The sequence below is a fragment of the Cellvibrio sp. QJXJ genome, assembly GCF_024452345.1.
GTDB lineage: Bacteria > Pseudomonadota > Gammaproteobacteria > Pseudomonadales > Cellvibrionaceae > Cellvibrio.
This window is the reverse complement of record NZ_CP101662.1, coordinates 3,866,625-3,878,577: the sequence shown is the minus strand read 5'-3', so window position 1 is coordinate 3,878,577 and position 11,953 is coordinate 3,866,625. Positions and strand designations below refer to the sequence as shown.

The 11,953-nt window shown below is 54.9% G+C and carries 12 protein-coding genes; 2 read left to right on the top strand and 10 right to left on the bottom strand.

Translation table 11 applies throughout. The features are described from left to right. Positions 1-11: 11 nt before the first annotated feature. The 7 genes from NNX04_RS16710 to NNX04_RS16680 all read right to left on the bottom strand — a co-directional run bounded on the left by NNX04_RS16710 (position 12) and on the right by NNX04_RS16680 (position 6,394). Entirely contained in the window at positions 12-740 is a 729-nt protein-coding gene (locus tag NNX04_RS16710) for a 3-ketoacyl-ACP reductase FabG2 (protein ID WP_261946521.1), read from the bottom strand. Between the two features lie 48 nt (positions 741-788). After that, positions 789-3,110 (bottom strand): MMPL family transporter, encoded by a 2,322-nt coding sequence (locus NNX04_RS16705; protein ID WP_261946520.1) that lies wholly within the window; start codon positions 3,108-3,110, stop codon positions 789-791. Positions 3,111-3,132: 22 nt separating this feature from the next. Further along, positions 3,133-3,801, bottom strand: a complete 669-nt coding sequence (locus NNX04_RS16700) for a hypothetical protein (RefSeq protein ID WP_261946519.1) — start codon at positions 3,799-3,801, stop codon at positions 3,133-3,135. 20 nt (positions 3,802-3,821) lie between these two features. Then, the gene (locus tag NNX04_RS16695) at positions 3,822-4,259 is read right to left on the bottom strand and encodes an acyl-CoA thioesterase (protein ID WP_151055836.1); all 438 of its coding nucleotides are present in this window, start codon (positions 4,257-4,259) and stop codon (positions 3,822-3,824) included. Then, entirely contained in the window at positions 4,259-4,537 is a 279-nt protein-coding gene (locus NNX04_RS16690; RefSeq protein ID WP_151055834.1) for an acyl carrier protein, read from the bottom strand. Before NNX04_RS16690 ends, NNX04_RS16695 begins: the two co-directional genes overlap by 1 nt. A 97-nt stretch (positions 4,538-4,634) precedes the next feature. Next, positions 4,635-5,429 (bottom strand): lysophospholipid acyltransferase family protein, encoded by a 795-nt coding sequence (locus NNX04_RS16685; protein ID WP_261946518.1) that lies wholly within the window; start codon positions 5,427-5,429, stop codon positions 4,635-4,637. Continuing rightward, the gene (locus NNX04_RS16680; protein ID WP_157152419.1) at positions 5,426-6,394 is read right to left on the bottom strand and encodes a chorismate transformation enzyme, FkbO/Hyg5 family; all 969 of its coding nucleotides are present in this window, start codon (positions 6,392-6,394) and stop codon (positions 5,426-5,428) included. The genes NNX04_RS16685 and NNX04_RS16680 overlap by 4 nt, the downstream gene beginning before the upstream one ends. A gap of 186 nt (positions 6,395-6,580) precedes the next feature. Between NNX04_RS16680 and NNX04_RS16675 the strand changes: the two genes are divergently transcribed. Together NNX04_RS16675 and NNX04_RS16670 are read left to right on the top strand one after the other, a co-directional pair. Beyond that, positions 6,581-6,850 carry a phosphopantetheine-binding protein gene (locus tag NNX04_RS16675; RefSeq protein ID WP_007638238.1) on the top strand — a complete coding sequence of 90 codons (270 nt, stop codon included), beginning with the start codon at positions 6,581-6,583 and terminating at the stop codon, positions 6,848-6,850. Between the two features lie 17 nt (positions 6,851-6,867). Further along, complete coding sequence (locus NNX04_RS16670; protein ID WP_261946517.1) at positions 6,868-8,262, top strand: AMP-binding protein; 1,395 nt, start codon at positions 6,868-6,870, stop codon at positions 8,260-8,262. A gap of 63 nt (positions 8,263-8,325) precedes the next feature. Here NNX04_RS16670 and NNX04_RS16665 read toward each other — a convergent pair whose 3' ends face one another. Genes NNX04_RS16665 through NNX04_RS16655 form a run of 3 tightly spaced genes read right to left on the bottom strand, consistent with a single transcriptional unit; the run spans position 8,326 to position 11,951 of the window. Further along, entirely contained in the window at positions 8,326-9,966 is a 1,641-nt protein-coding gene (locus NNX04_RS16665) for an NAD(P)/FAD-dependent oxidoreductase (RefSeq protein WP_261946516.1), read from the bottom strand. Positions 9,967-9,969: 3 nt separating this feature from the next. Beyond that, positions 9,970-10,803, bottom strand: coding sequence for a beta-ketoacyl synthase chain length factor (locus tag NNX04_RS16660; RefSeq protein ID WP_261946515.1), 834 nt, complete (start codon positions 10,801-10,803; stop codon positions 9,970-9,972). Beyond that, entirely contained in the window at positions 10,800-11,951 is a 1,152-nt protein-coding gene (locus NNX04_RS16655; RefSeq protein ID WP_410004062.1) for a beta-ketoacyl-ACP synthase, read from the bottom strand. The genes NNX04_RS16660 and NNX04_RS16655 overlap by 4 nt, the downstream gene beginning before the upstream one ends. Between the last annotated feature and the right edge of the window lie 2 nt (positions 11,952-11,953).

The window sequence follows — 11,953 nt, the reverse complement described above, 5'->3', positions numbered from 1 at the left end:
TCGTTTTTACCTTAACACATGCCCCCATTCACACTAATCACCTGCCGGGTAATATAACCCGCTGCATCGGACATTAAAAAACTCACTGTGGCGGCCACATCATCCACTTTGCCGAAGCGTTGCATGGGAATTAATTTCATCGCTTCACCGTGATAAATGCCTTCGATCATATCGGTTTCAATTACGCCGGGTGCAACGCAGTTAACGGTGATATTGCGTTTGGCCAGTTCAATGGCCAGCGCTTTAGTCGCGCCGATAATGCCCGCTTTGGCGGCGCTGTAATTGGTTTGGCCGCGATTGCCAATCACACCAGACACCGATGACAAGGTAACAATGCGGCCGCCTTTGCGCAGGCGAATCATCGGCATTACCAGCGGATACAACACGTTGTAAAACGCATCGAGATTGGTGTGAATGACTGAATCCCACTGCTCGCCGGTAAGCGCAGGAAAGGCGTTGTCGGCGGCGATACCGGCGTTGCACACCACGCCGTAAAAGGCGCCGTTTCCTTCAATATCCGCGAGCAAAGTCTCGCTCACTTTTTCGCGCTCGCACACATCAAACTGAATCAAACTGGCGCTACCGCCAGTGGCAATAATTTCTGCGACCACCGCTTCGGCTTCAGTTTTACCGGAGCGATAATGCACACACACATCAAACCCATCGGCGCCGAGTTTTAAGGCGCAGGCTTTGCCTATGCCACGGCTGGCACCAGTCACCAGAACACGTTGTTTACTCATTATTTCAGCCCCTAGTTGATGTACAAAAAAGAAAACAGGGTGAGCGCGCTATTGTTTACTTGCCGACCACTTGCGACTGGCCAGCATTAACGCACCCAGCAAGTTAAAACAGCTGCCCATAAACAGCGCAATACCAAAGGCGCTTACCGCCGGCAAAATACTCAAGCCCAATAAGCCGAAAGATAAAAGATTAGTAGTCGACGAAATTGCCACAGCCGATAAAGTTTCTACGGTATTGTCAGCCATTTCGGCGATAAAAATAACATAATCCATACCCAGCCCAACCACCAAAAACAAGGCCATCACATGAAACAATGTGAGCGGAATATCCAACAGTGCCAACAAAATCAAACTGGCTGCCACCGCAAATAACGGAATGGCAATTAGCTGTAACATTTTTTTCCAGTGATAGCGGGTGAGCAACAACAGCGCCATTAACAATAAGGCCAATAACAACAATTCCATTGAGGAATGGCGCAGCAGTTTCATGGACATCTCCGAGTCCTGCATGGCGCTGAAAAAAAATGCTCCTTCAAACGCAGCGAGTTTTTCCGCTATCACATCGGTATCCATACCTTTGGGAATTAACAGAAATGCATTTAATGCAGTGTCATTCTGAATCCACAGCGGTGGCAACGCGGCTTCATGATCGGTAAAAAAATCGGCCGGATTCAATAGATTATTTTCCTGCTGGGCATAGGCGAGTGATAAATTGGCTGCCGATATTTCGTTGAGTTCATGACGATTAATAAATTGCTGTGCGAGTGGGTTCGCACCATAAAGCTGTTGATTAAGCTGATAATTGGCTTGCTGCTCACGGGGGGAAGGAAAAAATTGCTGCACTCCTAATAACTGCCCCTGCTCGCCCAACAACCCTTGAACAGCGGCGATACGATCATAGATCTGCTGTGCACTGTCGCCCTGCACTACAATAAAACTGGCTGGCTCGTGGCTGGCAACCCAGGCGCTGACCTGTTTCTCCTGCTCAATTAACTGAGGGTTGGCTGCAAAAAAACTGCGCGGATTGTCACTAACAGGCCATTCAAAATCGTTTACGAAAAAACCACTCAGCAAAAATACAGCGATTAGCGGCGCAATCCCACGCGAGGGAAATTTTCCGAACAAGCGCAACAACCCCTTAACTATTTTCTGCAAACTTGAATCGTATACTTTTACGCCCTTGGTTAAGTAATGTCCCAGGGCAATTACCATCAACCAGGCATATACCAACCCTAACACGGCAAATACCGCCACCTGTTGCAGTGCCGCCAAACCCGACCAAGCCAGCGCACTAAAACCAATCACACTGGTGAGTAAACTTAAAAATAAAGCGCGGTAAAGCGGCAGGCGATTTTCACTTTGCGGATGGTGTGCCTGAAAATAATAAAAATGCAGTGCGTAATCCACCACTACACCAATCAAACTGGAACCAAATACCAGAGTGAGTACATGAATCGAACCAAACCAGAAATGACAGACAGCAAATGCAAACGCCAAGCCCATGCCAATCGACAACGCAGGCAAGAGCAGTGCACGCGGACCGCGAAATACCCAGAGGATTAACAGCAGCACACCAATCATCGAACCCGTGCTAATAGTATCTATATCGGCGCGGGCCGACTGCGCAGCATCGGCGGCAAAAAATAAAATGCCCGATTGAATAATTTCCACGTCGGGATATTCATTTTTTAACTGCGCCATAAATTGCTTGATACTCAGCAGCGCCAGATCCTGCTGATTCATTTCCAATGCGTCGCTGTTTATTTGCAACTGATGTGCAGCAATAAAAAGTGTTTTTTGACCGCGTATTACTGCGTGTATTTCATCGCTATTGTTTAAGGCCAGACGATCCAATAAACCCAGCGCATATTCATTGGCAAAGCCCAACGGGTCAGTGGTGAGTGGCAATAAACGCACTGCGCCGCCCGCCCCATACAAATTAGTTTGCGCCAAGGCGAGTATTTTTTCGGCATCGCCCTCGGCCAATGTCGCCTGCGCCTCGGAACCGAGAATATGAAAGGGATGCATTTGCAGCTGATTTATGTAGCGCTCGACCAACTCGCTGCGATCAACATAGGCGATAGTACCGGCATCGGTTTCGATCATCGCGCGCAGCGCATCGCTGGCGTCGGCGAGCCGCTCTTCATCCGGGTGGGCCAATACCAATATAAATTGTTGCGCCGCATCGGCCGACATTTTATTGAGCGCGTGATTGACGGCCGCGTCCAGGGTAAACGAAGGCGACAAGCTGCGCAGATTGGTATCTATCTGCAGGCCGCTGCGGTTGATTGCCCAAAAACAATACAGCGCCACCAGTGTTAGCAATAGCAGAGCCGCGCTGCACCAGCGGCGATAAAGTTGCTGCGTCATAACGCGTCCACTTAAATAAAAATCAGGGAGTTAATAATTGCGCGCAAGCTAATGCCACCGGCGCTGTGGCCAACAGTTGCACGCATTGATCGGCATTGAGTGATGGCAGAGGTTGCAACTCATACACACGAATTGCAGTGTATTCATCGCCCTGGTGTTGCAGGCGAATAGTGACTGCATCACTGCTGCGAGTAATGTGGATATGGCGCAAGAATTTTTCCATGCGCTTTTTGCGCGGTGTTAATTGAATACCTGTGTCGCTTGCCACTATGGCAAAGGTTTTTTCCAGGTAAGCACTATTACCGCCGAGCAAATGATTGAGCATTTGCCCCAGCTGACGTTGCACAGCGCCAGAGAGTTTTTGACTGCTGCCGTCAGCGCGCACCAAATGGGTTGTGCCCTGTAATTGATAGACCAGTGTTTCCTGCAGCGGCGCAGCGGTATGCCAGAGCAAACCTTTATCGCAAGCATATGCAAAACTGCCTTCGGTCTCCAACAATTTATTAATGCCGGCGATGGATTTTTGTTGCTTGTACAGACCGGTTTGATAACAACTTTCCGGTAAATAGTGTTTGAGTAATTCCGCAGGATTAACTTGCGCATTTGCAGCGCGGCCATCCGCCATCGCACTATTGGCAATGACGCTGAATAACAACAGGCAAGCCAGAGTGGGTCGCATCATTATTTTCATAGAAATTTGCGCCGCAAGGTTTAGGGTAACAGGGGCTTTACTTTTTCGAGTAACGCATCGGGGCTGCCGATGCGCAACAGCTTGGTCTTGGCATCCACCGCCGCTTGCACTGTGTGCGCTTTACTCAGGAGGGCACCACTTGCCGCGTCGCGAATTAGATAATGAATTTTCAGGCGATATTCCCACTCCACCAAATTCGCCGTCACTATCACTTGCTGCTCAAATACCAGTGGCTGCAAGTATTGGATTTGCATATCCACAATCGGGAACATAAAACCCGAATTTTTCATATCGGTATAGTTGTAACCGAGTTTATCGAGCAGATTGCAGCGCGCCACTTCCAGATATTTGCAGTAGTGGCCATGCCACACAATGTTCATGGAATCCACATCAAAAAACGGCACAGTGATGGCAGTATCCACACTGAGCAGTGCAGCGGGTTCGCGGCGGCGTGGCATTAGTGAGCGGCCTGACCTTGAGCGTTTTCCTGACTTAAAAACGCCAGAATGGCATCAATTAAATCGCCGATGGTTTTTACCTGGTGGAAATTTTCCAGGGTGATTTTTTTGGCGGTAATGGATTTTAATTCGATCATCAAATTCACCGCATCGATGCTGTCGATATCCAGATCTTCACGCAGGCGCGAGTCCAGGGTAATGGAGCCTGGCTCCACATCAAATTGCTCTTGCAGTATGTCGGCAATGCGCGTCAACAGGCTGTCACGGGTATGAATCATAGTGGGAATCTTTTGCTAACTCTTTTTTAGGGTGACGCGCTCGGGGCGGCGTCCATTAGGTAGCGCTGGGCGCGACCGGCGCGCGATTATACAAGCTTTAGCGCTGCTTCTGCAGTTCATCGCGCTGGCAGTTATTCAGCCCATCGCGCAAGCACTGGTACAGCCCAGCGGTAAGTGCACGGGCCTGCAGACCGGGCGGCTGACTGGGGTCAACCAGCGCCGCCAACTCCAGTGGCGGCAGTACCCGCAGGATAAAATGCGGCGGGCGATGGGGTATGTGATACCAGGGCTCCCGCTTGCGCAGGGTTAGCGGTTTACAATAAATCACCACCGGCAGCAATGGGCAAGCCGCCGCCAGCGCAATATTGGCGGCACCGCGTTTCAGTGTGAGTTCATCGCCCTCGGTGCGCGTGCCCTCGGGGAAAATCATCAGGGTTTCACCGGCGCGCAGGGCGGCAGCGGCTTTTTCCACCAGTTCCACGCCCACTTCGTCATTGGGAATATAACCGGCCAGCGCCACTATCCAGCAGGTAATGGGGTTGTGGGCCATCGCCGCTTTGACGATAAACGTCGCATTGGGCATCACCGACATCAGCAGTACCGCATCGAGCAGTGTGGGGTGATTAGCCACCACCAACACTCCCGGCTGGTTCAGCGCCGCGACCCCGTCAAACTCCACCGTGAGCAACCCCAGGCTGCGCATAATCGCCACATACAGCCGCACCCAGCGCTGGATGCTGTGGCGCGCCAGATGGCGGCGACGGGTTTCCGACCAAGGCAATAAGCGGATTAACGGCGCCAGCAGTAGCGCCAGTAGCAGGGCGCCAGCGGCAAACAGCGCGATGGAGAAAGCCGTTGCCAGCAGGCGCCAGAAGCGATTGAGCTGGCTCATACCCCGGGTGAAGCCAGGGCTTCAATTTCCACCAGCAGCTGGCTGCGGCAGATATCGGCGTGGATAAAATTGACAGCATCAGCAGGCAGGCGCGCGCCTAAAAAAGCCTGGGCCGCCGCCACATCCTGCGCGTGGCGCAGATAGACGCGGATCGCACTTAGCTTGGCATGCGCGTGCTCCACATGCCGCAGCAGGTGCTGGATATTGTCGAGGGTGATGGCCAGCTGCTGCTGCAAATCGCCCACCGCCTGGGTGTTATGGCCGATGATGCTGGCAGTGCCGGAAATAAATACCTGCTCCCGGCTGCGCAGCGCAAGGCTGGTGGCGCGGGCAAAACTGGGGCTGGTCGGGCCGTATTCGCGCGGGTAGTGATAGGCCGGTTGCTGGCGCGGGTTTTCGTGATGCACTCCGGAATTGCGCCCGGCGAGCAAATAGACAACCGCACCTTTGGTGTGATGGCCAAGCGCCGAGGCGGCGGGATACTCCTGCGGCGCGACATGGTAGTCATCAAACGCACGCTGGCGGCCAACGCAGAATTTTTTGTATTCCTCCCGATCGCCGTCCCCGCGATTGATATCGGGCATAAAGTTCCAGATGCGGAAGGGATAGGGAAAGCCCTTGGCCTGAATCACGCGAAACAGGCGGCCATAGGCCACTTCGGTAGCGGCCTCTATGTCGCTGCAATCCTCCGGTGCAATCCAGGTGGCGACGCAGAGTACATCCTCAATCAGGCTCCAGTGACAGTGTTCGTCCACCCCGCGCTGGGCGACTGAATCGCCGTAGCGAATCACCTCCCAAGGCTGATCGCTGAGCGAGGGCATACCCAGCGGGATAATGCCCGGCTGCGCGCCCGGCACACAGGCGTCGCCAAAGTTCACCAAGGCCAAAACACCCGGTTGGGTGAGCAGTTGGTTGGTGTCTGGCACCGCACTGGCGGGCAGATAGTGCTGGCGAAGCATAGGCATAACAGTGTCTTATGGTTGGGGGCTGAGTGACGTGAAAGGCCGCGAGTTTACCCAAAAACCCTCGTTAGGTTAAGGTAAGTCTCAGGCAGTGCGGGTGATTTTGGGGCACAAAGCCGCTAAACTGCGCCGCTTTTCATCGACGATTGGCCGATAACGCCGATCCATCACAATAACATCGAGGTATCTATGTCTGCGCAAACCGCTGCCCAATTGGAAATGGCCGAATTACTGGTAGAAGCACTGAATCTGGAAGATATAGCGGCGAGTGAGATAGCACCGGATGAATCCTTATTTGGCGATGGCCTGGGGCTGGATTCCATCGACGCACTCGAAATCGCCCTCGCCATTTCGCAAAAATACGGCGTGCAAATGCAAGCCGACGACGAGCGCACCCGCAAGGCCTTTGCCACCCTCGCCTCACTGGCCGAGTTTGTACAGACCAATAGCAATAAGTAAGCGCTAACCTTCGTGCTATGCCCATCGACTCCGCGATGACCGCCAAGCAACCCCCTGCCCGGCTGCCCTTACTGGAGCGCCGGGTGGAGGATTGTTTCGCCCATCTCAGCAGCGCCCTAAGCCCATTAGGCGGCGCGGCGGGCGAGATCAGTGTGGGCACTTTTATCGGCCAGGTATTGGCCTTGGCCAAACGCCTGCCCGAGGCTGGTTTTGCCATCAACCTGTGCGACAACCGCTATTTATTTACCCTCGGCTTTTGCGCCGCGCTGGTGCGCGGGCAGACGAACCTGCTGCCGCAGAACCGCGCCCCGGCCACCCAAGCGCTGCTGCGCGAGCAATATCCCGCTAGTTATGTGCTGCACGACGGCTTGGAAAACCTGCTCGACTCCTGCCCGCAGTTCAACCTTAACGAAACCGATTTACGCGCCGACGCTTGCCGCGACATTCCGCAGATATGCGCCGACCAACTTGCCGCCATCGCCTTTACCTCCGGCTCCACCGGCCAACCCAAAGCCAACCTCAAACCCTGGCACACCTTTGTCACCAGCAGCCACATGAACGCACAGGCAATGCTGGGCGATGACTACCGCGAACAGCTGCGCTTCGCCCTCGCCACTGTGCCCGCCCAACATATGTGGGGGCTGGAAACCTCCCTGCTACTGCCGCTGTTTAGCCGCCTGTGCATTAGCGATTCGCGCCCGCTGTTTCCGCTCGATGTCGCCCAGGCACTGCAACCATTACCGGCGCCGCGTTTGCTGATCAGCACCCCGGTTCACCTGCGTGCACTGGTGCACAGCGGTGTGGTCATGCCGCCCGTCAAACAAATACTCTGCGCCACCGCGCCGCTGTCGCAAGACTTGGCGCAGGCAGCAGAAAGCTGTTTTGCGGGTGAGTTAATTGAAGTTTACGGCTGCAGTGAAGTGGGTTCCATGGCGCGCCGCCGCAGCGCACAAACGGATCTGTGGCAGCTATTTGATGGCTTGGAATTGGCACAGGATTTATCGGTGATTCGCGGCAGCCACCTGCCGCAAGAGCAGCCGCTACAAGACCGGATTGAAACCGAGGATGGCCGCCACTTTCGCCTGCTCGGGCGCAGCGACGACATGATCGAAATCGCCGGCAAACGCGGCTCGCTAGTGGAGATGAACAAACTGCTGCTCGCCACCCCGGGCGTGGTAGATGGCGTGGTATTTATGCCGGACGCTGGTCAACAAACCGTGACCCGCCCGGTCGCTTTAGTGGTCGGTACAGACATCACCAAGCAACAACTCAGCGCCCGTTTTGCCGCGCACCTGGACCCGATATTTATGCCGCGCCCGCTGCTGATGGTGGATGCCCTACCGCGCGAAGATAACGGTAAATTGCCGCGCGGGAAGCTGTTGGCGTTTTATCACGAATTACGCAACAAATAAGCATCACTCGAGAATCTTAAGCCGCCATTTCCCAGTATTTTCAACCGGCATCCCCTAATATCTTCAACCGCCATTCCCTAATATCTTCAACCGATAGGCCCCCAGCAATTCGCGCTCAGCATCACTAATCCTAAGCTCAGGCGCATCACCCAACATATCCCGCACCGCTGCTGCCACCTGTTCTACCAGTGCCATATTGCGCGCCAATTCTTCCGGCAGCGGTAATACCGGCGCCTCCATCAACACCTTGTTAAAAAACTGCAGGCAGGGGATTTGGTATTGATCCATAAACACGCCGCGATTGGGCAGCTGTAAACGGCGCTCAGCGCGGGTGCGGAACAGGGCTTGAATGGATTGGTTGAGCTGCTGGGCTTTTTGCAATTCACCCGCCAGCGGGCGGATGCGCTCAAAGTCGCATAGGGCGCCGCGGAAATACAGCAGCGAGAGCACACCCCAGTAATAGCTGTAATCCCACAGGAGTTTTAACCCCATCATCACCCGGTCGCCAAAACCGCCGTACTGACCGGTGTAGAGCGACAGAGTGTTCTGGTAGATGGAGCGCAGCAGTTTTTCATACACCAGCGCCTGCACCCGAATATCCTGCCCACGGCGCTCGGCGGTGATCAGCGAACAGATAAAACCATTGGCAAAGGCGATAAAGTCGCTGCCGGGTGAATAAAAGGGGTCGGCAAACAGACCGGCCTCACCGGCAATTGCCCAGCGCTGGTCGCTGAACAGTTGTTTGCAGTCGTAGGAGTAGTCCTGCAGCAATACAAAATCGAGGAACCTGGCATCGCCAATCGCCGCCGCACAGCGCGGTTGATGTTGCGCCAACCAGGCCATAGCCGAGGTTTGATCCGCAATACCACTGGCGTCAAAGGCGATGTCGTCCATCACTATGCCGATGCTGGTCACACCCGAGGCGAGCGGGATAATCCACACCCAGTAACCCGGCCCCACCAAGTGATTGGTGCTCAACCAGCGGCGCCCTTCGGGCATACAGCGCGCCTGCCATTCGGGATTCTCGCACCAATCATCGAGGGTGATAGTGCGGTCAATACGGAACCAGACGGCGTTAGATTTGTGTTCGTTTTTGGCGGCGAGGTGCAGGTGATTTTTAAGCAAACTGGCGCGCCCGGCGGTGTCCACCAACCAGTGGCCGCGCAGGGTTTGTTCACCGGTTGCAGTGCGAATAACCAGCTGCTTGTCATAGGCAGTGCCAGTTTCAGCGCGCACATCCAACTGCAGAATATCGGCCTTATCGATCAAGGTGACACCCAGCGCCTGCAGCTCGGCGGCGAGGTGGTTTTCGATATCGCCGCGATCAATCTGATAGGTCGGAATACCAAAGGTTTGGCTGGCACCCAGCTCGTCCTGCCGGGAAAAATCATCGGCCGGTTCGCCAAAAAATATACGGATGCCGAATTTTTTGAGGTGTTTGTCTTTCAGGTGCTGCAGCAAACCCAAGTGATGCGACAGGTAATGGGAGCCTATTTCGACCGTGGATTCCCCCACCTTGGCGATGGCACGCGGGCGCGGAAAACCCTGCTTTTCCACTACCACAATCGATAACTCAGGATTGGCCTGTTTGAGCTGTTTAGCCAAACCCAAACCCGCCAGCCCGCCGCCCGCGATAATCACATCCCACAGGGTGATATGACCCGAGGCCAGCTCAGCAGCATCCAATATCTCAGGACTATTCATTGGCTAAAAACTCACAACAAGCTTGAGGGCGCGACGCGGGCTAAGCTCAAACACACAGTCACCACTGCGTTTGGCCGCCAGTTGCTGGAGCAAACCCAGCACCTTGGCGGCGGGATTATCGCGGTAGAGTTTGTCCAGCTGGTCGTGGGGTAAATCTGGCGCGATAACACTTGCAGCGGTTTCATCCGCCATCAGCAAGCGCGCTATTGGCGCATTGGCAGCACCAGCAGGAACGAGTAGCAGCGCGGCGGCAAAACTCTGCTCGCAGGCAAAAATCTGACGATAGGCATCGTGCGCGGCAGTATCAAACAGGGTCACCAATACCGGCTCATGGTGCTGCTGGCACTGGATCATCGCCTCAAGCAATGCCAAACCGGCGGTGTTTTGGTAGGCCGCAATCGAGTTGGCCGATTTCATACAGCCGCTGCTGATGGTCCAATAACCGGCGGCGGCGTTGTGCACCGAGTTGTGGAATTTGGTCGGCGATAGCTGCTTTTCGGCAGTGGTTAATACCCGGCACATATAATCGGTGATTTCGGTATCACCCAGCCCGGAGCCAAATACGCAGGCCACATCGCTGGATGCCAAGCCCGATTGCTGCAATGCCTGCCAGCTTACCTCAACGGCGGCGCGTACCGGCAAGGGCGCGCGCCGGCGTTCATTGGCGGGGATAATTTCCGGTTTGGGCACTGGTGTCGCCCACTGCAATGCTTCACCCAATGCGGGATTGGCAAACAGCGTTTGCAGCTCAGCCCAGTTGTTAAACGCGGGGCCCCAGGCGCCTATGCCCACCAAATCCACCGCAATCGGCGCTTTATTACTGAGCGGAGTACTCATGCTGCCACCTCCGCACGGCTGAAAATCAAACAGGCATTGTTGCCACCAAAACCGAAGGAGTTGCTCATCACATGAGTAAGTTTCGCGGTCTGATTGTCCGCACTCATGGTGATGGCAATTTCCGGGTCAACCTGCGCCAGGTTCAAGGTGCCCGGCACCAGCCCGCTGGTTAGGGCTTCCAGCGCAAAAATCGATTCGAGAATTCCCGCCGCGCCAAGCGTATGCCCCGTCCAGCCTTTGGTCGAACTGGCAAGCGTAGATGCTGGAAACATAGCGCCCACCAAGTTGCCTTCAATATGGTCATTGGCGCGGCTCGCTGTACCGTGCAGGTTGATATAGTCGATCTGCGCAGGCGCCAAACCCGCTTGCGCGAGCGCCTGCTCAATCGCCAGACGCGCGCCCTCACCTTCGGGGTGCGGGTGGGACATATGATGCGCATCCGAGCTTTCGCCGTAGCCACTCAGTTGAATACCAGTGTGCTCAATGTCTTGGGCGTCATCGCCACGTACCAACAACGCAAAACCGGCGGCCTCACCCAAATTGATGCCATCGCGCGCGCCGTCAAAGGGGCGACACTGGGACTCGGACACCAACTGTAATGAGTGAAAACCGTAGAGCACACTTTGGCACAGGGTATCAGCGCCCCCCACCAGCACCGCATCCACAATACCCGCACGCAGCCAACGCGCGCCGGTCGCAAAGACTTTGGCAGAGGAAGAGCAGGCCGTATTTACCGTCATATTGGGGCCATCAAGGCCGAGTAGTTGCGCCACAAACAAACCGGGGGCGTGGGGATTTAGTACATTTTCTTGCAGAAATTCTGCTGGCAACTGGCCTTGCTCGTCCAAATGGCGATAGGCCTCTTCCGAACGGTCGATACTGGAGGTGCTGGAACCCATCACCACACCGATGCGCGCCGAACCAAAACGTCCAACCAGTTGCGCCAGCGATTGCTGCAGTGTGCCCTGCTGTAAGCCCAAGGCGATCAGTGCATTGTTGCGGCTCTGCCACGCGGCCAATTCCGGCGCAAACACATAATCATCAATTGCCGGGACACGACCAATCCACGTAGGCAAATTGCAGCCGGGAAAATCGTTCGGGCGCAACCCGGAGCGCTGGGTCGCAAGCGCGGCGCGAAGCTCATCCATTC